This is a genomic window from Streptomyces iranensis (assembly GCF_017874715.1).
GTDB lineage: Bacteria > Actinomycetota > Actinomycetes > Streptomycetales > Streptomycetaceae > Streptomyces > Streptomyces iranensis.
Genome location: NZ_JAGGLR010000034.1, coordinates 96,240 through 116,673, shown reverse-complemented (window position 1 = coordinate 116,673; position 20,434 = coordinate 96,240). Strand labels below are relative to the sequence as shown.

20 protein-coding genes and 1 riboswitch are annotated in these 20,434 nt (G+C 68.9%); of the genes, 13 read left to right on the top strand and 7 right to left on the bottom strand.

Going from position 1 to position 20,434, the window contains the following annotated elements; genetic code table 11:
• The first annotated feature begins 27 nt into the window (after positions 1 to 27).
• The 4 genes from J2Z30_RS44445 (at position 28) to J2Z30_RS44430 (ending at position 3,064) form a co-directional block, all read left to right on the top strand.
• On the top strand, positions 28 to 711 hold the full coding sequence (locus J2Z30_RS44445; protein WP_044574179.1) for an HNH endonuclease family protein: 684 nt from the start codon (positions 28 to 30) through the stop codon (positions 709 to 711).
• Positions 712 to 855: 144 nt separating this feature from the next.
• Positions 856 to 1,473, top strand: a complete 618-nt coding sequence (locus J2Z30_RS44440) for a SurA N-terminal domain-containing protein (protein ID WP_044574182.1) — start codon at positions 856 to 858, stop codon at positions 1,471 to 1,473.
• A 14-nt stretch (positions 1,474 to 1,487) separates the two neighbouring features.
• Positions 1,488 to 2,510 (top strand): nucleoside triphosphate pyrophosphohydrolase, encoded by a 1,023-nt coding sequence (locus J2Z30_RS44435; RefSeq protein WP_044574186.1) that lies wholly within the window; start codon positions 1,488 to 1,490, stop codon positions 2,508 to 2,510.
• 134 nt (positions 2,511 to 2,644) lie between these two features.
• Positions 2,645 to 3,064 carry a DUF6479 family protein gene (locus J2Z30_RS44430; protein ID WP_044574189.1) on the top strand — a complete coding sequence of 140 codons (420 nt, stop codon included), beginning with the start codon at positions 2,645 to 2,647 and terminating at the stop codon, positions 3,062 to 3,064.
• Positions 3,065 to 3,092: 28 nt separating this feature from the next.
• Here the strand turns inward: J2Z30_RS44430 and J2Z30_RS44425 are convergent, their stop codons facing one another.
• The 7 genes from J2Z30_RS44425 to J2Z30_RS44395 form a co-directional block, all read right to left on the bottom strand.
• On the bottom strand, positions 3,093 to 3,863 hold the full coding sequence (locus tag J2Z30_RS44425; RefSeq protein ID WP_044574192.1) for an enoyl-CoA hydratase/isomerase family protein: 771 nt from the start codon (positions 3,861 to 3,863) through the stop codon (positions 3,093 to 3,095).
• A gap of 24 nt (positions 3,864 to 3,887) precedes the next feature.
• Complete coding sequence (locus tag J2Z30_RS44420) at positions 3,888 to 5,024, bottom strand: cytochrome P450 (protein WP_044574195.1); 1,137 nt, start codon at positions 5,022 to 5,024, stop codon at positions 3,888 to 3,890.
• 276 nt (positions 5,025 to 5,300) lie between these two features.
• A complete protein-coding gene (locus J2Z30_RS44415) occupies positions 5,301 to 6,653 on the bottom strand; it encodes a cytochrome P450 (protein WP_044574198.1) in 1,353 nt (450 codons plus the stop codon).
• Between the two features lie 9 nt (positions 6,654 to 6,662).
• Positions 6,663 to 7,253, bottom strand: a complete 591-nt coding sequence (locus tag J2Z30_RS44410) for a GTP-binding protein (RefSeq protein WP_044574202.1) — start codon at positions 7,251 to 7,253, stop codon at positions 6,663 to 6,665.
• Positions 7,228 to 7,599 carry a DUF742 domain-containing protein gene (locus J2Z30_RS44405; protein WP_044574205.1) on the bottom strand — a complete coding sequence of 124 codons (372 nt, stop codon included), beginning with the start codon at positions 7,597 to 7,599 and terminating at the stop codon, positions 7,228 to 7,230. The genes J2Z30_RS44410 and J2Z30_RS44405 overlap by 26 nt, the downstream gene beginning before the upstream one ends.
• Positions 7,596 to 7,997, bottom strand: coding sequence for a roadblock/LC7 domain-containing protein (locus J2Z30_RS44400; protein ID WP_044574208.1), 402 nt, complete (start codon positions 7,995 to 7,997; stop codon positions 7,596 to 7,598). The genes J2Z30_RS44405 and J2Z30_RS44400 overlap by 4 nt, the downstream gene beginning before the upstream one ends.
• The gene (locus tag J2Z30_RS44395; protein ID WP_044574211.1) at positions 7,994 to 9,136 is read right to left on the bottom strand and encodes a sensor histidine kinase; all 1,143 of its coding nucleotides are present in this window, start codon (positions 9,134 to 9,136) and stop codon (positions 7,994 to 7,996) included. The genes J2Z30_RS44400 and J2Z30_RS44395 overlap by 4 nt, the downstream gene beginning before the upstream one ends.
• Before the next feature lie 651 nt (positions 9,137 to 9,787).
• Between J2Z30_RS44395 and J2Z30_RS44390 the strand changes: the two genes are divergently transcribed.
• From J2Z30_RS44390 to J2Z30_RS44350, 9 genes are all read left to right on the top strand, one after another.
• A complete protein-coding gene (locus tag J2Z30_RS44390) occupies positions 9,788 to 11,065 on the top strand; it encodes a cytochrome P450 family protein (protein ID WP_044574214.1) in 1,278 nt (425 codons plus the stop codon).
• Positions 11,066 to 11,250: 185 nt separating this feature from the next.
• Positions 11,251 to 12,252, top strand: a complete 1,002-nt coding sequence (locus J2Z30_RS44385; RefSeq protein ID WP_044574217.1) for a LysM peptidoglycan-binding domain-containing protein — start codon at positions 11,251 to 11,253, stop codon at positions 12,250 to 12,252.
• A gap of 254 nt (positions 12,253 to 12,506) precedes the next feature.
• Positions 12,507 to 12,674, top strand: a riboswitch (cyclic di-AMP (ydaO/yuaA leader).
• Positions 12,675 to 12,680: 6 nt separating this feature from the next.
• On the top strand, positions 12,681 to 13,367 hold the full coding sequence (locus J2Z30_RS44380; RefSeq protein WP_044574220.1) for a LysM peptidoglycan-binding domain-containing protein: 687 nt from the start codon (positions 12,681 to 12,683) through the stop codon (positions 13,365 to 13,367).
• A gap of 275 nt (positions 13,368 to 13,642) precedes the next feature.
• Positions 13,643 to 14,923 carry a phosphopyruvate hydratase gene (gene eno / locus J2Z30_RS44375; protein ID WP_044574223.1) on the top strand — a complete coding sequence of 427 codons (1,281 nt, stop codon included), beginning with the start codon at positions 13,643 to 13,645 and terminating at the stop codon, positions 14,921 to 14,923.
• Positions 14,924 to 15,027: 104 nt separating this feature from the next.
• Positions 15,028 to 15,510: an FtsB family cell division protein gene (locus J2Z30_RS44370; RefSeq protein WP_044574226.1), complete on the top strand. Its 483-nt coding sequence runs from the start codon at positions 15,028 to 15,030 to the stop codon at positions 15,508 to 15,510.
• A 70-nt stretch (positions 15,511 to 15,580) separates the two neighbouring features.
• Complete coding sequence (locus J2Z30_RS44365; RefSeq protein WP_044574229.1) at positions 15,581 to 16,129, top strand: DUF501 domain-containing protein; 549 nt, start codon at positions 15,581 to 15,583, stop codon at positions 16,127 to 16,129.
• The gene (locus J2Z30_RS44360) at positions 16,126 to 17,085 is read left to right on the top strand and encodes a Ppx/GppA phosphatase family protein (RefSeq protein ID WP_044574232.1); all 960 of its coding nucleotides are present in this window, start codon (positions 16,126 to 16,128) and stop codon (positions 17,083 to 17,085) included. The genes J2Z30_RS44365 and J2Z30_RS44360 overlap by 4 nt, the downstream gene beginning before the upstream one ends.
• Positions 17,086 to 17,479: 394 nt before the next feature.
• Entirely contained in the window at positions 17,480 to 18,859 is a 1,380-nt protein-coding gene (locus tag J2Z30_RS44355; RefSeq protein WP_044574234.1) for an NAD(P)/FAD-dependent oxidoreductase, read from the top strand.
• A gap of 231 nt (positions 18,860 to 19,090) precedes the next feature.
• Positions 19,091 to 20,404 carry an SAM-dependent methyltransferase gene (locus tag J2Z30_RS44350; protein WP_044574237.1) on the top strand — a complete coding sequence of 438 codons (1,314 nt, stop codon included), beginning with the start codon at positions 19,091 to 19,093 and terminating at the stop codon, positions 20,402 to 20,404.
• The last annotated feature ends 30 nt before the right edge of the window (positions 20,405 to 20,434 follow it).

Below are 20,434 nucleotides of genomic sequence, written 5' to 3'. Positions count from 1 at the left end.
AGGTTGCAGGGACGGTTTCGCATACCGATGCGAAGTTCCGCGGCGGTGCTGGCCGCGCTGCTGGCGGTCGGCGGCTGCAAGGCCGGTGACCAGGACGGCAAGGGCGATGACGAGGGCGGAGGCGGTCCGAGTCGGCCCGCGGCGTCCGGCTCGGCCCTGGCGGCTGTGTCCTCGCTCACAGTCAAGGGCCGTGCGCCGAAGACGGGTTACGAGCGGAGCGAGTTCGGCAGCTCGTGGGTGGACACCGACGACAACGGCTGCGGGACCCGCGATGACATCCTCAAGCGCGACCTTGAGGACGTGAGGTTCCGCGACGGCCACTGCCTGGTCACCTCGGGCACGCTCACCGACGATCCGTACACCGGCCGCGACGTCCGGTTCGTCCGGGGCCACAGCAAGGTGGACATCGACCATGTGGTCGCGCTGTCGGACGCCTGGCAGAAGGGCGCCCGGAAATGGGATCGGGACAGGCGCCTGGAGTTCGCCAACGATCGGCTCAATCTGATCGCCGTGGACGCCTCCGCCAACCGCCGTAAGGGCGACGGCGACGCGGCGACCTGGCTGCCGCCCAACAAGGCGTACCGCTGTGACTATGTGGCGCACCAGGTGGCGGTGAAGAAGACGTACCGGCTGTGGGTGACCGGGGCCGAGAAGGGCGCGATGCGGCGGGTATTGGGCGGCTGCCCCGGCACGAAACTGCCCGCGCGCTAGCCTGCCGAGGCCGGGCGCGGCCGGGAGGCTGACCAAGACCGTGGTGAATCGTTGTCCAATCAGTGGCCTAGGCCGCGCCGACTCCATACCATCGATCAACGCCAGATCGTTTGTCGCGCCGCACGATCTCTGCCGGGAGGCTCAATGATCCGCCGCCGTACTGCGCTCACCGTCTCCGCCGCGTCCGCGCTGCTGCTCTCCGCGCCGCTGATCACCGCGTGCGGCGATGCCCCGCGGCCCGGTGCCGCGGCGGTCCTGGACGGTGGCCGGATCACCGTGTCCCAGCTCCAAGCGCAGGTCAAGGCCGTCCGGCAGGCCCAGAGCAGCGACCCGAGGGCGGCCCAGATGGTCGCGGGCAGCGGTCGGCTGAACCAGGACACACTGATCCGGATGATCCAGTTCCGGGTGATCGAGCGGGCCGGTAAGGACAACGGGATCAGCCCCAGCCGCCGCGAGGTCCAGCGCGCCCGCTCCGCCGCCGAGAAGCAGAGCGGCGGGGCCACCGCCCTGCGCGCCCTGTATCTCCAGCAGGGCATCGCGCCCGGCGGGATCGACGAGGCGGTCCGGATGGACCTCACGCGCAACGCGCTGCTGCGCAAGCTGGGCACCTCCAAGGTCAATGAGGTGTTCACCCAGACCTCCAAGGCGCTCGACATCCGGGTGAACCCCCGCTACGGAAAGTGGGACAACACCCAGGGCACCGCCGTCCTGGCCAAGGAGGCCTGGCTGCGCACCTCCGGCGGTACCCCCGAGCAGGCGTAAGTTACGTTGCAAGGGTGACCGCACCCGACTCGCCCGTCCCCGCCGACGCCGCCGCCCCCACCGGGCGCATCGTCCTCCTCACCACCAGTCACCGGGTGGCGCCCGGACTGCTGTCCTGGCCCGCCTGGCAGGCGCTGCGCGGTGCCCACCGGGTGCTCGCCGGCGATCCGGACCATCCGCAGCTGCCCTATCTGCGGGATGCGGGCGTCGAGGTGGAGCCGGGCGCCGCGCCGGGCGCGCGCGAGCTGGTCGACTACTGCGTGGCGGAGGGCGGCCGCACGGCCGTCGTGATCACCTCGGCCGAGGGCGAGTCCGAGCTGACCGACGGGCTGGCGCGACTGGCCGGATCCGGCCGCGAGGCGATGCCGGACCTGGAGCTGCTGCCCGGTTCCTACGATCTGCCGGGCGCGCGGCTGCTCGATCTGGTGCAGGTCATGGATCGGGTCCGCGCCGAGTGCCCGTGGAGCGGCACCCGGACCAACGAGGAGCTGGTCAAATACGGCATCGAGGAGGCGTACGAACTCGTCGAGGCCATCGAAGAAGGCGACCGCGAGGCGCTGCTCGAGGAGCTCGGAGATGTGCTGCTCCAGGTCGTCTTCCACGCCCGGATCGCCCAGGACGACCCCGAGCACCCGTTCTCGATCGACGATGTGGCGGGCGGCATCGTGGACAAGCTGATCCACCGCCATCCGCATGTCTTCGGCGACGAGGCCGCCGAGACCCCGGAGGACGTCCGGCGCCACTGGCTGCGGACCAAGGCGGCCGAGAAGCGGCGCGATTCGGTCACCGAAGGGGTGCCGCTCGGTCAGCCCTCGCTCGCGCTGACCGCCAAGCTGGCCTTCCGCGCCCGGATGGCCGGGCTCGACGTGGCCCTGCCGGACGGGGCGGGCATCGGCTATGAGCTGCTGGCGCTCGCGGTGCGCGCCGAGGCGGACGGCGTGGACCCGGAGGCGGCGCTGCGCGCGGCGGCCCGCGCCTACCGTGACGCGATCCGGGCGGCGGAGGGGTCCGCGGCGGAGGGGTCCGCGGCACGGTGACGCGGGGGCTCCCCGGCGGCGCGAGGCTCCCCGGTGACGCGCGGCTCCCCGGTGACGCCCGGCGGTGCCGCGGGGCCGGGTGTGACCCCGAGGGGCCGGAGTGATATCCGGTCGGGTCCGGGTACCCGGCCGCCATGGATACGTACACCGAGGATCTCGCCGTGACCCGGGACCTGCTGGTCGGGACGGGGCCGTTCATCGTCGGGCTGGTGGTCGTGATCCTGTGCTTCGGGGCCGTGTGGTGGGGGATACGGCTACGGGCCCGTGAGCCGGTTCCGCCCCAGCAGCCGCAGCGCCGCGCCGGTTCCTGGCAGAAGGCCCAGGAGGCCGACCACGAGGCGCGGGCGGCGGGCCGTGGCCCGGGGCACCAGGACGACCAGGACAGCGTCGGCTATGTCACCCAGAACCGCGAGCCCGATGAGCTGCAGCGGGACGGCAGCCGCCGGTTCCCGTCCGAGCTGGGCGGCCCCGGGACCCGCGACTCCGGCAAGCGCGGTACCGAGGACCGGCCCAACTGGCGCGAGGGCGGCAGCGGCTCGTTCGGCAATGGTTGAGCGCCGGCCGTGAACCGGCGGCGAATCCCTACCTCCGGCGCTCGGACTTCTCGCGTCCGGCCGCGACCACGGCCGTCAGCAATTCGGCGTCCAGCAAGGTCGTGTCGCCGAGTCGGGAGGCGGCCGAGTAGGAGTTCAACAACGTCTTGGTAGCGCGCAGGGCCGCGGCCGAGCGCCGTATCACGGGTCTGGACCACTCGTCGATCGCGTCGTCCAGTTCGATTTCGGGCACGACTCGGTGGAGAACGGAGAGCTGTTCCGCACGGGCGGCGTCGAAGCTGTTCCCGGTCAGGATCAGCTCGCGGATCCTGGCGGCGCCCGCCTCGTGCAGCAGCCGTGGCAGCGAACCGCCCCAGGCGGCCGGGATGCCGAGGGCCAGCTCGGGCAGGCGGAAGCGGCTGTCGGACGCGCCGATGCGCAGATCGCAGAAGAGGGCGAGGGCCAGACCGGCCCCCATGACCTGTCCGTGCAGCCGGGCGATGGTCACGGCGGTGGTGGTGGCGAGCGCGTCGCATACTCTGCGTGCCTTGCCGCCGATGGTCCGCAGCCTCGATGCGGTGGGGTCGTCGGCCAGTTGTCCGGTGAATTCCCGGCGGTCTCCGCCCAGGCAGAAATCGGGGCCGGCACCGGAGAGTACGACCACCCGTATTTCCGGCCGATCGTGCACTTCCTCCAGCACCGCGAGAAGGTCGTCGAGGATCTCCTCGCTGATGGCGTTGCCAGTTTCCGGACTGTTGAGTTCCACTCGTAGTTCGGGTCCGTTGCCGGTGATGTGCAGGGTCTTGCGGTCCTTGAACATGGCAGTCCTCGCGTTCGGCGTCTTTCAGCGCTCGGTCACATGGAGCGCGGTGAGTCGCCGGAAGGCGACCCGGGGCTCCCAGACCGGAGGAGTGGTGACCCGGAGGGTCGGAAAACGCCTGATGAGGGACTCCAGCAGAACTGTGGCCTCCAAGCGGGCCAGGGCCGCTCCGATGCAGTAATGGATTCCGCCACCGAAACCGAGGTGACTTCCCGCGCGGGTGATGTCGAAGGTGTCGGGGTCGGTGTGGTGGTCCGGGTCGTGATTGGCGGCGGCGAGCATCACGTGCACCACTTCGTCTCTCGATATGCGAAAGCCGGAGAGGACCGTGTCCTCGGTGGCGACCCGGGTGGTCAGATGGATCGGCGGGTCGTAGCGGAGCACTTCCTCGACGGCCTGTGGCACCTGCTCGGGGTGGGACCGCAGCCAGGCCAGGGTCCCGGGGTGCTGATCGAGCAGCCACACCATGTTGGAGAGCAGGGTCGAGGTGGTCTCCAGCGAGGCGATGACGATGAACATCACCAGGTGGTACAGGGTTTCGTCGGCGACGGCGCGGTCCGGCTCGATCTCGTCCCAGACCCGGATCCAGTCGGAGAGGACATCGTTGCCAAGGGCCTTTCGGCGCTCCCGGATGACCGGGGTGAAATACTCGCGTAGACCGCCTGCGGCCTCGTTCGCCTGGGCCAGTTGGCTCTTGGAGGGCAGGAGTTCCTGGGCGTACGCCTGACCGTGCGTCAGGGACTTGAGCAGGTCGTGATCGGAGTGCGGAAGGCGCAGCCAGTGGCTGATTGTCGCCGCTGGCATTTCTTCGCCGACCATGGTAGCGAAATCCGCTTCCTTGGTGGTGCGCAGCTGCTCGGCCAGCCGGTCGAGCAGCGTATCGGCGATGCGTGAGACGGGGCCCCGAAGGGACTCCAGAGTGCTGGTGTCGAAGATGTTCCCCAGGGACCTCCGCTGGAGAGTGTGCAACGGCGGATTCAGCCCCTGGAGAGTTTGGCTGAGCATATGAGCGGCGGGCGCGGTCCAGCGATTTCCAGGGCCTTGCCGCGCCCGCCATTCAGCATCAAAAGTCGCCCATTTCTTGCTGCGCAACACGTGATCGCAGATGTCATGGGAGAGGAGGAGATAGCCGCCCCAGGGTGCGGGTACGACATCTCCCATCGCTTTGAGTTTCGCGTATATGGGGTAGGGGTTCGACTGTCCACGCGATGAGCGCAGGCGGGACATGAGTGAAACCACGGAACGTCGGTCGACCATGGTGCCGGCAGCGACAGATTCCACAATGACTCCTTCAAGTCCACATACCCCGGGTCGCCATTTATCTTATTTCGTGCGGATTACCCAGAGTGATGTATGGATCACGCGAATCCGCGATTGGTTCTACCCCCGTGATTGAACATTCATTCAGGGCGAAATAAGTTCGAATTGTGGACAACATCACACCTTCCACCAGGCCAGGAAGGAGCTCCACCAGCTACCCTTCTCCGGCTTTGTCTGGGGACGGCTGTGCGGGGTGGCCGAAGGAGTCTGCCGCTGTTCGGGCGGGGCTGCGGCGGACCGCTGCGGCTGCACCGGGACGAAGCGGGCGGGCAGTGCGGCAAGCGCTCGGTGGAACGGGCCCGGACGCCAGGTCAGGCTGTCCACCGGCACCGCGAGCTCGATGTCGGGGAGCTGGTTGAGCAGCTTCTCGATGGCCGTCACGGCGATGAGCTGAGCGGGGTCCTTGGCCGGGCAGGCATGCGGTCCCGCGCTCCATGCGAGATGGGCCCGCTTGCTCAGGAACTGGCGGGACGTGGAAAGCTTGGGATCCGTATTTGCCGCAGCGAAGCTGATGAGAATCAAATCACCGGCATCGAGTTGGGCGTTGCCGAATTCCGTGTTCTGTACCGGATAGTGCGGGGCATAGTTCGCCATCGGGGCTTGATTCCACAGGACGTCGTCGATGGCGTCCTCCACCAGCAGCCCACCGCCCGAATACCGTTCGTCGGTCAGTATCAGGCAGAGGCCGTTGGCGATGAGATTCCGCTGTGGTTCGGTACCCGCCGAGATGAGCATGACGAGCTGATGAATCATCTCCTCGTCGCTCAGTTTGGCGGCATGTTGCATCAGCCGGGACGTGACGTCGTTACCCGGCTGTCGCCGCTTGAGCGAAACGAGCTCGATGAGGCCCTGGGTCAACTCTTCGTTGGCCTTTTCCGCGTCGACCCCGCCGTCGAAGATCCCCGAGGTACCGAAGACCAGTCGGTCACCGATTTCCGGCGGACAGCCCAAAAGCTCGTTGAAGACCAGGAGCGGCAGCATCTTGGCGTAGTCGTTGAGCAGATCGACCGTGCCGCGGGCACTGAATTGGGAGATGAGATACGAGGCGACCTGCTCGACATGGCGGCTCAGCCAGTGCGGGTCCACCCCCGCCAGGCTGTCCGTTACCGCCTGGCGTAGCCGCATATGCTCCGCACCGTCGGTAAACAGACAGTTCGGACGATATCCCAGCATGGGCACAACCGGACTGTTCTGGGGGATTTTGCCCTCGTTGAAATCCCGCCAACGTCGGGCATCCTTGGCGAAGGAGTCCGGGTTCTGGAGCACCTGGAGGGCCGCCGAGTAGTCCGTGACGAGCATGGCGTTCACACCGGGGGACAGCTCGACCGGGGCGATCGGCCCATACGACCGCAGATGCGTATAGAAGGCTTCCGGGTCGGCCGCGAACTCGGGCCCGTGCAGCGGTACCCGCTCGCCACCTCGGTGGGCTGGGCAACCCGGTGGCGGTGCCGGGAAGTCCGATTGGGTCATTACTTGCTCCTAGCGGGTACGTTCCTGTAGGTAGCGAACAAGCGCCATCAGCGCATTGGCCGATGACTTCTGGTCACGTGCGTCACAGGTGACGACAGGCGTGTCGGGTAGCAGATCCAGTGCCTCGCGCAATTCGTCGTCGGGGCGGTCCGGCGTGCCGTCGAAGTGGTTGACGGAAATCGCATAAGGCAGTCCGTAGTGCTCCACCAGGTCGATCACCGGGAAGGATTCCTTGAGCCGTTCGGGATCGACGAGGATCAGTGCCCCGAGAGCCCCTCGAGTCATGTCCTCCCACACCTGGACGAAGCGCTCCTGTCCGGGCGTGCCGAAGAGATACAGAACAAGTCTGTCGCTGAGCGTGAGCCGGCCGAAGTCCATGGCCACGGTGGTCGTGGTCTTGCCCCGGGTGCCCATGAGGTCGTCGATATGGGCTCCGGCCTGAGTCATCCGCTCCTCGGTGCGCAGCGGAGGAATCTCGGACATGGTGCCGATGAACGTCGTCTTTCCGACCGCGAAATGCCCCACGACCAGGATTTTGGCCGCGATCTGCACCGCTTCGTTCAGATAGACGTCATCATCCGAAACGGGCCTGGAGCCCATCCAGCACCTCCTGAAGGAGCGAAACGTCGACAAGCTGCGCGGGAGGCGCGGGTGCGCGGGTGACGAGGTATCCGTCCGAGGAGAGGTCGGACAGCAGGACCTTCACGATGCCGATCGGAAGTCCCATGTGTCCGGCTATCTCCGCGACCGAGAGGTAGCCACCCGAGCACAGCTCCAGGAGCCCGCGCTTCTCCGGGTCGAGATGGCTGGGGGGTCTCTCTTCGGAGGCGGTGACCAGCGTGATCAGGTTGAACTGGTCGTTCTCCGGAAGCCCTCGACCGTTGGTGATGACGTACGGTCGCACTAATTGAGCGGATTCGGGCTCCTGCTCGCCTGGCGCCGTCATGCCTGAATTCCGGAGTTTTCGCGAGGTGGTGTGCTCAGCGCCTTGCCGAGCTGCCCGACAAGCTGCTGCATCCGGAAGGTGATGTCGGCCATGTCGACATCCGGCGCCGAGGAGACCGCCAGATACGCGCCCTCACCCGCGGAGATGAGGAAGACCCAGCCACCGTCGAACTCGACCAGGGTCTGGCGCCATGTCATATGGGGGCCACCGCAGAAGCCGGCCATGGTGCGGCTCAGCGACTGGATGCCGCTCATCGCCGCCGCGACGGTGTCGGCCTCGTCCTTTTTGACCTCTTGAGAACGGGCCATCAGCAGACCGTCGGCGGAAACCAGGATCGCATGACGAGCCCCTGGTACTTCCAGGGCGCTCTCAAGCATCCATGACAGGTCGTTGTTCACTGAGGATCATGCCCTTCCCTGTTCGGGGTTGCTGCTGAGCGGCCGGACTGAGTGCCGCGCTGGAACGCGCCCATGATCGATGCGGTTTCCTCGCTCGTCCGGGCCGCGGCATTGGCGTCCGCTCTCGGGACGATGGAAATCGCGCCCTTACGGCGACGCTTGGGCAGGCCCCCGGCGGTGGAACCGCCCACGGTGGAACTGGTCATGGTGGAACCACTCGGCTCCGGCTGCTCGGCCGCTGCGGGAGCTTGGGTCGTCGGCTGCTCTTCCGGCTCGGGCATATTGGTCAGAAGGTCCTCGGGGAGAAGCACGACCGCGCGCACACCACCGTACGGAGAGGCCGAATCGACGGACACCGTGAAGCCATAGCGCGCGGCGAGCACACCGATCACCGCGAAACCGAACTGCGGCGGATTGCCCAGTCCCGTTACACCGGTGGCGTGTGTGGCCGAGAGCAGCTTGTCCGCCCGGTTCTTCTCCTCCTCGTTCATACCGACGCCGGCGTCGTCGATGATGACGCAGACGCCCTTGGGGACGGTGCGAATGGTGATGTCGATGGGCGAGTCGGGCGCGGAGTAACTGGTCGCGTTGTCCAAAAGCTCGGCCAGCGCCAGCGCGACCGGTTCCACGGCCCGGCTGACCAGGGCGAAATTGCTCTGCGAGCGGATTTCCACCCGGGTGTAGTGACGAATGCGGCCCTTGGCGCTGCGCACCACGTCGTAGACGGAGGCGACGGCTCGCTGCCGGCCCAGCCAGCCGTCACAGAGCACCGCGATGGACTGCGCACGCCGACCGAACTGCGAGTTCATGTGGTCGATCTCCAGGAGGTCCTGGAGAAGCAGGTGCTCGCCGTACTTGTCCTGTGTCTTGGAGATGGCCAGCTGCTGCTCGTTGGCGAGGCCCTGAAGGGTACGCATGGCGGACTTCAGCGCGCTCTTGGTGGCCTCTTCGGCACGGTTGTGGGCCTCCTGCACCGCCTCGGCGTAATTGTTCTCGAGGTCGGCCGCACGTTTCTCTAGCTCCGCCTTCTCCTGGCGCAGATTCGCTCTTGCCTTTCGCCCGCGGATAATGGTGGTTGCGGCGAGAGGCGTGCCAGCGATCAGGGCCCAGAGCGCTGGATCCTGTAGATATTGCGTCATTGAGACTCTCTTTAAACGACTAGACCGCCAGGGACTTTAGGGAGGTGTGGTGCGTTATGCGTCTGGAATGGTCGGGGCGGCGGTAAGTCAGCGCCCGTACGGCGCCCGCGGGTTCCGGGGACATCGCACTCGTCTTGCCGACGGCAGCGCACAGGCGTCGGTGCGCCGGAACGGCTCCGTATGCCCGACTGGCGGCATAATGCTCCTCAGAGTGGGGATCCTCTCGGCGTGATGTGCCGGATCGCCGTGTGTCTTACGCGCCCTTGGCTCGCCTGGCAAGCGCGGTGATCGTATCACCGGTATCACTGGGCCCCGTGCATGTGCCCCAGTCCCATTCGATCATCTGACGCCGTTTCAGCCACACCGCCAGTTCACCGCGTTGGCCGACGTCAGGGCGTGTCCCGGGGGTTCGTAACGGGGCGGCGCGGGCATCCGCCGAACGGCGGTCCCAGCCATCAGATATCCGGGCATTCGACCCCGGCTGTGTGTGGGTGGTGAAGGGTGTGTGGAGATGAATTGGGAATTCCACCAGGCATTCATCCCGGTCATGACTCTCTTATTCTCTTTGTTCTGCTTATTCCCTTATTTCTCTTGTCTGCCGTTACTTCCGGCAGACCGGGAGAGAGCGACCCGCGCCGGTATCGTCGGGGGGTGTCGGAACAGCCCCGTGACAGCTCCGCTCCCACCCTCTTCACCTGGGAGTTCGCCAGTGATCCCTACCCCGCGTACGCCTGGCTACGCGACCACGCCCCGGTGCACCGGACCACGCTGCCCAGCGGTGTGGACGCCTGGCTGGTGACCCGTTACGCCGACGCCAGGAGGGCGCTGGCCGATCCCCGGCTCTCGAAGAACCCCCAGCGGCACAGTGCGGCGGCCCACGCCAGGGGCAAGGTGGGCATCCCGGGCGAACGGCGCGCCGAGCTGATGACACATCTGCTCAATATCGACCCTCCCGACCACACCCGGCTGCGGCGGCTGGTGTCGAAGGCGTTCACCCCGCGCCGGGTGGCCGCGTTCGCCCCCCGGGTGCGGACCCTCACCGATCAGCTCATCGACGCCTTCGAAGAGAGGGGAGAGGCGGATCTCATCCATGAGTTCGCCTTCCCCCTCCCTATTTACGCCATCTGCGATCTGCTCGGGGTGCCGCGCGAGGACCAGGACGACTTCCGGGACTGGGCGGGCGCGATGATCCGGCACGGCGGCGGCCCGCGCGGCGGAGTGGCCCGCGCCGTGAAGAGGATCCGGGCGTATCTGGGCGAGCTGATCCACCGCAAGCGCCTGGAGCTCGCGGAGCGGGGGGAGGAAGAGGACGGGGAGGATCTGATCTCGGGGCTGATCCGGGCCGGCGACCACGGTGAGCACCTCACCGAGAACGAGGCCGCGGCCATGGCCTTCATCCTTCTCTTCGCCGGCTTCGAGACGACCGTCAATCTCATCGGCAACGGTGTCTACGCGCTGCTGCGCCATCCGGAGCAGCGCGCCCTCATGCAGCGGGCCCTGGAAGAAGGGGACGAGCGGCTGCTCGCCGCCGGGGTCGAGGAACTGCTCCGCTACGACGGCCCCGTGGAGATCGCCACCTGGCGGTTCGCCACCGAGCCGCTCACCCTCGCCGGGCAGCGCATCGCCGAGGGGGAGCCGGTGCTGGTGGTGCTCGCCGCGGCCGACCGGGACCCCGACCGGTTCGCGGAGCCGGACGTCCTCGATCTCACCCGACGGGACAACCAGCACCTCGGCTACGGCCACGGCATCCACTACTGTCTGGGTGCCCCGCTGGCCCGGCTGGAGGCCCAGACCGCGATCGCCACCCTGCTGCGGCGGCTGCCCGGACTGCGGCTCGCGGAGGATCCGGACGATCTGCGGTGGCGCGGCGGGCTCATCATGCGCGGGCTGCGCACGCTCCCGGTGACCTGGAATTCCGCGGACGGCTGAGACCCCCGAACCGGGCGGCCGGGACCCCCAAGGCCCGTACGGGCGGACATACGTGACGAATGGTCAGCCGTGTGACCATGGCGTGACCTCGGATACATCGCCTTGTGATGATCGAGTGCCCTCGCTATGTTCACCGGCAAACCTTGTCGCCATAGGGCCATAGCGCCATAGGAGAGGTCAATCGCATGCGTTCCGGTAATGGTCGACACCGTCGCCCCCGTCAGGCCCCGGCCATCATCGTCGCGGCGGGGGTCACGGGAGCGGGCCTCGCCATACCCCTCTTCGGGGCGGCCGGCGCACAGGCCGCCCCGACCGCCACATGGGATCACGTCGCCGAGTGCGAGAGCGGCGGTATGTGGAGCGCCAACGAGGGCAACGGCTTCTACGGCGGGCTCCAGCTGACCCTCGACATGTGGAAGAAGTACGGCGGCACGGAGTACGCCCCGCGCCCCGACCTCGCCAGCCGCTCCCAGCAGATATCCGTCGCCGAGACGATCCTCGGCGACCGCGGCCCCGACGCCTGGCCGAGCTGTGCGCTGGGCGCCGGGCTCACCGACGGCGGCGGCGCCCCCGATGTGGACCCCGGCAGCACGGCCACCCCGGACCCGGGGACGGGCCGCGGCGGGGACGGCGACCCGGGAGACCGGGGGCGGGACGGCTCCTCCTCGGACGCGGACCGTTCGGGCGCGTCCGACAGCGCCGACAAGCCGGACGCGCCGGACGCGTCCGGGTCGACCGAGGAGTCGGGGGCGCCCCACACCTCCAAGTCCCCCGACGGTCTTGACGGCTCCGCTTCGGACGACCCGGCGTCGGACGACCCGGCGTCGGACAGCCCCTCGGACTCGGACCGCCCCTCGGCGTCGGACGGCTCCAAGAGCCCCTCGGCGGACTCCTCCGGCCGCCACCGCGGCTCCCCGGACGCCGGGGAGCGGGCCGACGACGCCGACGGGGGGAGCGCACGGCCCTCCGGGCGCCATGCCTCGCGTGGCGCTTCGGACCAGGACGAGGACTCCACGGACGAGGATTACACTGTTCGCCCCGGTGACAACCTGTCAGGGATCGCCGAGCACCAGAATGTGTCCCGCGGTTGGGAAGGGCTCTACGAAACCAACGAGGACCTCATCGGGATCGACCCCGATCTGATCATTCCTGGTCAGCGACTTGACCTCACCATCAGGGAGCGGTGATTCGGGGGGAATTGCCCGATCTGGCCCCGGTGAGACATACATCTCGTCACATTTTCCGGGGCGCACCTCGTGTCCGATCCCTCCTCACCCGGCCCCACCTGCGTGGATGTGGGCCGGGTGAGATCAATTACAGCCCCAATCACTGTCCTTGGGGTGTTTGAACGTTCTTGGAAGGTGTGTTTAACGTCTTTCCGCTCGCCACCGCGGGCACCGTCGATCGTCACGCCGAATCCTGCCGGCGGTCGGGGGGAACCGACGCGTCAGCGCCGAAGGCAGGAGCGGGGGACCCAAGGTAGGTGCCGAGTGGCCTGTGGATACGGGCTTGTCGGCTAGGGGTGAAGCCGGGAGCGACCATCGCGACCGGCCGGGCAACTCACGTCCGAACCCGACAGCTCACCTCGTAGGCGTCGGTGAGGAAACGAACCAAAATGCTGAAGTCCAACGGGAAGCACCGCCGCCCCTCCAAGGCCACCCGTATCGCCGCGCTCACCGGTCTCGCCGGTGCCGCCGTGGCGGCACCGCTCATCGGGGCGACCTCCGCCTCCGCGGCCACCACCTCGCAGTGGGACCAGGTCGCGCAGTGCGAGTCCGGTGGCAACTGGTCGATCAACACCGGCAACGGCTACTTCGGCGGCCTGCAGTTCTCGAGCTCCACCTGGGCCGCCTACGGCGGCACGGCCTACGCCCCCACCGCGGACAAGGCCGGCAAGGCCCAGCAGATCCAGATCGCCGAAAAGGTCCTGGGCAGCCAGGGCAAGGGCGCCTGGCCGGTCTGCGGCAAGGGTCTGACCTCCGGCGGCAGCCCGTCCGCCCCGTCCGCGCCCTCCGGCTCGCAGGACCAGCCCTCGGCGACCACCAAGTCGGCCCCGGCCGCCAAGCCGGCCCAGCCGAAGGCGCAGCCGCACACCGCGCCCGAGCACGCCGCGCGGCACCAGACCCGTGGCCCGATCAAGAAGGGTGACGGCGAGTACAAGGTCAAGTCCGGCGACACCCTCGGCAAGATCGCCAAGGCCCACGACGTCAAGGGCGGCTGGAAGAAGCTCTTCAAGCTGAACAAGGACATCGTGGAGCAGGCCGACCTGATCTTCCCGGGCCAGCAGCTGCACCTCCGCTGAGCCCCGGCCCCGGCCCCGGCCTGAGGACTCCCCGAGGACCTCTCCCGAGGACCTCTCCCGAGGCCGGCCCCCGAGAACGAGCCCCGGCCGGGCGTGCCGCCCCTATGGCGCGCCCCGCCGGGGCTTTCGCAATGCATGCGAAATCTGGATTTCGGATCCCGAATCTGGCTTTTTGTGTCACGCCCCTGTCTCGTGGGGCGGGCGAACGCGGGGCGCAGCCCTCCCGGCCCGTTAGGCTCGTGCTGCTACCGCTGACCCATACGAAGGAGAACCTCGTGCCGTCCATCGACGTCGTCGTAGCTCGCGAGATCCTCGACTCGCGAGGCAACCCCACGGTCGAGGTCGAGGTCGGCCTCGACGACGGCAGCACTGGCCGTGCCGCCGTGCCGTCCGGCGCCTCCACCGGCGCCTTCGAGGCCCTCGAGCTCCGTGACGGCGACAAAAACCGCTACAACGGCAAGGGCGTGGAGAAGGCCGTCCTCGCCGTGATCGAGCAGATCGGCCCCGAGCTGGTCGGCTATGACGCCACCGAGCAGCGGCTGATCGACCAGGCGATGTTCGACCTGGACGCCACCCCGGACAAGTCCTCGCTCGGTGCCAACGCGATCCTCGGCGTCTCCCTCGCCGTCGCGCACGCCGCCTCCGAGGCGTCCGACCTCCCCCTCTTCCGTTACCTCGGCGGCCCGAACGCCCATCTGCTGCCGGTGCCGATGATGAACATCCTCAACGGCGGGTCGCACGCCGACTCCAATGTGGACATCCAGGAGTTCATGATCGTGCCCGTAGGCGCGGAGTCCTTCTCCGAGGCCCTGCGCTGGGGCGCCGAGATCTACCACACCCTGAAGTCCGTGCTGAAGGAGCGCGGCCTGTCCACCGGCCTCGGCGACGAGGGCGGCTTCGCGCCGAACCTCGGCTCCAACCGCGAGGCCCTCGACCTGATCCTCGAGGCGGTCAAGAAGGCCGGCTACCAGCCGGGCCAGGACATCGCGCTCGCGCTGGACGTCGCCGCCTCCGAGTTCTACAAGGACGGCGCGTACCAGTTCGAGGGCCAGTCCCGCTCCGCCGCCGAGATGACCTCGTACTACGCCGAGCTGGTCGCCGCGTACCCGCTGGTCTCCGTCGAGGACCCGCTGGACGAGGAGGACTGGGACGGCTGGAAGACCATCACCGAGCAGCTCGGCGACAAGGTCCAGCTGGTCGGCGACGACCTCTTCGTCACCAACCCCGAGCGGCTCTCCCGCGGCATCGACAGCGACACCGCGAACGCCCTGCTGGTCAAGGTCAACCAGATCGGCTCGCTGACCGAGACCCTCGACGCGGTCGAGCTGGCCCAGCGCAGCGGCTACAAGTGCGTGATGTCGCACCGCTCCGGTGAGACCGAGGACGTCACCATCGCCGACCTGGCTGTCGCCACCAACTGCGGCCAGATCAAGACCGGCGCCCCGGCCCGCTCCGAGCGGGTGGCCAAGTACAACCAGCTGCTGCGCATCGAGGAGATCCTCGACGACGCCGCGGTGTACGCGGGCCGTTCCGCCTTCCCGCGCTTCAAGGGCTGAGCGGACACGTCTGACGCCTGTCCCCGGCCACGGTCCCGTACCGTGGCCGGGGACGGCGTCGCTCGGCGGCGTTACCCAAGCGAAGTCATCACCGGGGAGGCGACGTGCCGGCGGATCGGGAACGGTTCTCCACCGCGACCAGGCTCAAGGCGCTCGGCGAGCACGCCGCCGCCCGGGTCTACCGCGTGCGCACCAAGCGCCGCCGCGGCCGGCTGACCGGCCGGGCCGCCCTGCTCGCGCTGGTCGTCTGCTCCCTCGTCGTGGCGCTCGCCTATCCGATGCGGCAGTACATCTCCCAGCGCTCCGACATCGCCGAGCAGCGGCACGAGGCCCAGCGGGCCCGCGAGGACGTGAAGAAGCTGCGGGAGCGGAAGGCCCGGCTGCGCGACCCCGCCTACACCGAGCAGCAGGCCCGGGAGCGGCTGCACTTCCTGATGCCGGGGGAGACCGGCTACAGCGTGGTGGACGGCGGCGGCTCCACCGAGCGCTCCACCGACCAGGGCGCGGCCGGCCGCCCCTGGTACACCAACCTCTGGGACGCCGTGGACACGGCGGACGCGGCGGGGGCGGGCAGCGTGCGCCGCTGAGGCGCCGCGCTCCGGCCGCCGGCCCAACCCGGCGTTCGAATCGACACGAAGAAGAAGAACTTTCCCACTCATGGATACGCCCCCGCCCCAGACGGAGCCCACAGCGCCCACCGACGCGGACATCCACGCCGTACGGGAGCAGCTGAACCGCGTGCCCCGGGGTCTGCGTGCGATCGCGCACCGCTGCCCCTGCGGCAATCCGGATGTCGTGGAGACCGCGCCGCGGCTCGAGGACGGTACGCCCTTCCCCACCCTCTACTACCTGACCTGTACGCGCGCCGCGTCCGCGATCGGCACGCTGGAGGCCGAGGGCGTGATGAAGGAGATGACGGCCCGGCTGGGCACCGACCCCGAGCTGGCCGCCGCCTACCGCGCCGCCCACGAGGACTACATCGCGCGCCGCGACACCATCGAGGTGCTCCAGGGCTTCCCCAGCGCGGGCGGTATGCCGGACCGGGTGAAGTGCCTGCATGTGCTGGTGGCCCACTCTCTCGCGGCCGGCCCCGGGGTCAATCCGCTGGGGGACGAGGCGATCGCGATGCTGCCGGAGTGGTGGCGCAAGGGCCCGTGTGTGAGCCCCTGCGGGACCGATGCCCCGAGCCGGGAGGAGAGCGCATGACCCGCGTCGCCGCCGTGGACTGCGGCACCAATTCGATCCGGCTGCTGGTGGCGGACGCCGATCCGGCCACCGGGGAGCTGATCGAGCTCGACCGCCAGATGAAGATCGTCCGGCTGGGCCAGGGCGTGGACCGCACGGGCCGGCTCGCCCCGGAGGCGCTGGAGCGCACCTTCGCCGCCTGCCGCGAGTACGCGGAGGTCGTGCGTGAGCTGGGCGCCGAGCGCGTCCGCTTCGTGGCCACCTCCGCCTCCCGGGACGCCGAGAACCGCGAGGAGTTCGTGCGCGGGGTCGTGGAGATCCTGGGCGTGGAGCCCGAGGTGATCAGCGGGGACCAGGAGGCGGAGTTCTCCTTCACCGGGGCCACCAAGGAGCTCACCGGCCATGACCATATGGCCGGGCCGTACCTGGTGGTGGACATCGGCGGCGGTTCGACCGAGTTCGTCGAGGGCGGCGAGGGGGTGCGGGCGGCCCGCAGCGTGGACATCGGCTGTGTCCGGCTGACCGAGCGCCATCTGGTGGTGGACGGCCGGATCACCGATCCCCCGACGAAGGATCAGATCGCCGCCATAAGGGCCGATGTGGAGCGGGCGCTGGACCTGGCCGAGCGCACCGTGCCGCTCCGCCGCGCCTGCCGCCCCGCGGACGGCCACGCACTGGTCGGGCTGGCCGGTTCGGTCACCACCGTGGCCGGGATCGCGCTGGGTCTGAAGGAGTACGACCCGTCCGCGATCCACCACTCCCGGATCACCCTCGGCCAGGTCCGCGAGATCACGGGCAGGCTGCTCGGCTCCGGCCACGCCGAGCGGGCGGAGATCCCGGTGATGCATCCGGGGCGGATCGATGTGATCGGGGCGGGGGCGCTCATCCTGCTTTCGATCATGGAAAGGACCGGTGCCGAGGAGGTTGTGGTGAGTGAGCACGACATCCTCGACGGGCTCGTCTGGAGCATCGCCTGAGCGGCCGGGACAACGCATGAGCGGCTGCGGAACCCCCCTCGGAGGCCCTCCGCGAGCCGCCTCCGAGAAAGTTCGTGAAACTCTTCACATGAAAAAGGCGCCTGGTGGCCGCCCGATGCGGCGCTCAGGGGCGGTTTCGGCGGCCGGGCCCCGTAACTGACCGGATCGTGAGGTGTCAGGGCCGTGTTCGGTGCCGCCGCGCGGACCGCCTGGTCTACTCCCGCGTTCAGTTACAAGCCCTGCTCAGAGGGGTGGGAACGTACCGATCCAGCCAGTGGTTCCGCTGCACGGGTATGGCGTCCGGCACGGGGGCCGCGGAGTGTAGCAGATACTCCCACCATGCTTGTGAAGGGGCTCACGAGGTCCCCCCCAAGGGGTGCTGGATACTCGAATCATGAGCACCACGGAGCGTCCCAGGATCCTCGTTGTAGGCGGTGGGTACGTTGGCTTGTACGCGGCGCGCCGCATTCTGAAGAAGATGCGGTACGGCGAGGCGACCGTCACGGTCGTCGACCCTCGCTCGTACATGACGTACCAGCCCTTCCTCCCCGAAGCTGCGGCCGGCAGCATCTCCCCGCGCCACGTCGTGGTTCCGCTGCGGCGCGTGCTCCCCAAGGCGGAGGTCCTCACCGGCCGAGTGTCGACCATCGACCAGGACCGCAAGGTCGCCGTCGTCCAGCCGCTCGTCGGCGAGACGTACGAGCTGCCCTTCGACTACCTGGTCGTCGCCCTCGGCGCGGTCTCCCGCACCTTCCCGATCCCCGGTCTCGCGGAGAACGGCATCGGTATGAAGGGCATAGAGGAGGCCATCGGCCTGCGCAACCACGTCCTCGAGCAGCTCGACAAGGCCGACTCCACCACCGACGAGGAGATCCGCCGCAAGGCGCTCACCTTCGTCTTCGTCGGCGGCGGCTTCGCCGGCGCGGAGACCATCGGCGAGGTCGAGGACATGGCCCGTGACGCGGCCAAGTACTACCCGAACGTCAAGCGCGAGGACATGCGCTTCGTCCTCGTCGACGCCGCCGACAAGATCCTCCCCGAGGTCGGCCCGAAGCTGGGCAAGTGGGGTCTGGAGCATCTGCAGAAGCGCGGTATCGAGGTCTACCTCGAGACCTCGATGAACTCCTGCATCGACGGCCATGTCGTCCTCAAGAACGGCCTCGAGGTCGACTCCAACACCATCGTGTGGACCGCGGGCGTCAAGCCCAACCCGGCGCTGGCCCGGTTCGGCCTTCCGCTCGGCCCGCGCGGCCATGTGGACACCGCGCCGACCCTCCAGGCCCAGGGCACTGACTACATCTGGTCCGCCGGTGACAACGCCCAGGTCCCGGACCTCGCCACCGGCGAGGGCGCCTGGTGCCCGCCGAACGCCCAGCACGCGCTGCGCCAGGCCAAGGTCCTCGGTGACAACGTGATCTCCGGTATGCGGGGCTTCCCGCAGAAGGAGTACAAGCACGCCAACAAGGGCGCCGTCGCGGGTCTGGGCCTTCACAAGGGCGTCGCGATGATCGTCTTCGGCAAGATGAAGATCAAGCTGAAGGGCCGCCTGGCCTGGTACATGCACCGTGGCTACCACGGCATGGCCATGCCGACCTTCAACCGCAAGATCCGGGTGCTCGCCGACTGGACGCTGGGGATGTTCCTCAAGCGCGAGGTCGTCTCGCTCGGCGCCATCGAGAACCCCCGTGAGGAGTTCTACGAGGCCGCCTCCCCGGTCAGCGCCGCCACCGCGGCCAAGCCTGCGGCCCCGGCCGAGAAGGCCAAGGCGTCCTGACCCACGGGCCGGACCGGCCCGGCCATACGGGCCCGACCCGTACAACAGAACGCCGAGGGCGTCCGCCATCCGTGGGGCGGACGCCCTTACGTCTGCCCTCGGACGCCCTCCGATGGCCCGCTTTTAAAGCTCTTTTGCCGATTCCAGACGTGTCGGCGGGACTGTACGGCGGGTTCCGTGGTGTTTACGTGGTGAGTGAATCTTCCTGAGTCGTCATCACGGAGGTGCGAAATGGCCGACGCCGCTGGGCGGATCGCCACCCTGGCCGAGGAGGTGCTGGGAACCCCTCTCCCGATCCGCGTCCGCGCCTGGGACCACAGCGAGACCGGTCCACCCGGCGCGCCCACCCTGGTCATCCGGCGCCGCCGGGCGCTGCGCAGGATCCTGTGGCGGCCGGGCGAGCTGGGCCTGGCCCGCGCCTGGGTCGCCGGGGACCTCGATGTCGAGGGCGATCTGTACGACGCCCTGGACCGGCTGTCCGGGCTGCTGTGGGAGCGCGGCCCCGCCACCGCGCCGCGGTCCCGGCTCCTCACCGGCCTCCAGGCGCTGCGCGATCCCGGGCTGCGCACCGCCGCCCGGGAGATGATCGCGCTCGCCGGGCCGGGGCTGCCGCCGCCCCCGCCGCGCGAGGAGGCCCGGACCACCCTCGGTCCGCTGCACTCCCTGCGCCGCGACCGTAAGGCCATCAGCCACCACTACGACGTCGGCAACGACTTCTACGAGCTGGTGCTCGGCCCCTCGATGGTCTACTCCTGCGCCTACTGGGACCGGGCGGACTCCACGCTGGAGGAGGCCCAGCGCGCCAAGCTGGACCTGGTCTGCCGCAAGCTGGCCCTGAAGCCCGGCCAGCGGCTGCTGGACGTGGGGTGCGGCTGGGGCTCGATGGTGCTGCACGCGGCGCGCGAGTACGGGGTGCGCGCCGTCGGCGTCACGCTCTCCGAGGAGCAGGCGGCGTACGCCCGTAAGCGCATCGCGGACGCCGGGCTCACCGACCAGGTGGAGATCCGGGTCCAGGACTACCGCGAGGTTCCGGACGGGCCTTACGACGCCATCTCCTCGATCGGCATGGCCGAGCACGTGGGCGCCGTGCGGTACGCCGAGTACACCGCCATACTGCACCGGCTGCTGCGGCCCGGCGGGCGGCTGCTCAACCATCAGATCGCCCGGCGTCCCCAGCCGGACGAAGAGGCGTACCACGTGGACGAGTTCATCGACCGCTATGTCTTCCCCGACGGTGAGCTCGCCCCGGTCGGCCGGACCGTGGCCCAGTTGGAGGAGGCGGGCTTCGAGGTGCGCGACGTGGAGGCCATCCGCGAGCACTACGCGCTCACGCTGCGCCGCTGGGTCGCCAACCTGGAGCGGTCCTGGCCCCAGGCCGTGCGGCTGACCTCCCCGGGCCGGGCCCGGGTCTGGCGGCTCTACATGGCGGCCTCCGCCCTCTCCTTCGAGCGCAACCGGATCGGGGTCAACCAGGTCCTCGCCGTCCGCACCCCCGAGGGCGGGGCCGCGGGGCTTCCGCTGCGCGCCCGCGACTGGCGCGGCTGAAGGCGACCGAAGGCGGCTGAAACCGGCCAT

Coding starts and splice junctions, on each gene's coding strand:
- J2Z30_RS44445 (WP_044574179.1), top strand. CDS start 28: ATGCGAAGTTCCGCGGCGGTGCTGGCCGCGCTGCTGGCGGTCGGCGGC.
- J2Z30_RS44440 (WP_044574182.1), top strand. CDS start 856: ATGATCCGCCGCCGTACTGCGCTCACCGTCTCCGCCGCGTCCGCGCTG.
- J2Z30_RS44430 (WP_044574189.1), top strand. CDS start 2,645: ATGGATACGTACACCGAGGATCTCGCCGTGACCCGGGACCTGCTGGTC.
- J2Z30_RS44425 (WP_044574192.1), bottom strand. CDS start 3,863: ATGTTCAAGGACCGCAAGACCCTGCACATCACCGGCAACGGACCCGAA.
- J2Z30_RS44420 (WP_044574195.1), bottom strand. CDS start 5,024: ATGGGAGATGTCGTACCCGCACCCTGGGGCGGCTATCTCCTCCTCTCC.
- J2Z30_RS44415 (WP_044574198.1), bottom strand. CDS start 6,653: ATGACCCAATCGGACTTCCCGGCACCGCCACCGGGTTGCCCAGCCCAC.
- J2Z30_RS44410 (WP_044574202.1), bottom strand. CDS start 7,253: ATGGGCTCCAGGCCCGTTTCGGATGATGACGTCTATCTGAACGAAGCG.
- J2Z30_RS44405 (WP_044574205.1), bottom strand. CDS start 7,599: ATGACGGCGCCAGGCGAGCAGGAGCCCGAATCCGCTCAATTAGTGCGA.
- J2Z30_RS44395 (WP_044574211.1), bottom strand. CDS start 9,136: ATGACGCAATATCTACAGGATCCAGCGCTCTGGGCCCTGATCGCTGGC.
- J2Z30_RS44385 (WP_044574217.1), top strand. CDS start 11,251: ATGCGTTCCGGTAATGGTCGACACCGTCGCCCCCGTCAGGCCCCGGCC.
- J2Z30_RS44380 (WP_044574220.1), top strand. CDS start 12,681: ATGCTGAAGTCCAACGGGAAGCACCGCCGCCCCTCCAAGGCCACCCGT.
- J2Z30_RS44365 (WP_044574229.1), top strand. CDS start 15,581: ATGGATACGCCCCCGCCCCAGACGGAGCCCACAGCGCCCACCGACGCG.
- J2Z30_RS44360 (WP_044574232.1), top strand. CDS start 16,126: ATGACCCGCGTCGCCGCCGTGGACTGCGGCACCAATTCGATCCGGCTG.
- J2Z30_RS44355 (WP_044574234.1), top strand. CDS start 17,480: ATGAGCACCACGGAGCGTCCCAGGATCCTCGTTGTAGGCGGTGGGTAC.
- J2Z30_RS44350 (WP_044574237.1), top strand. CDS start 19,091: ATGGCCGACGCCGCTGGGCGGATCGCCACCCTGGCCGAGGAGGTGCTG.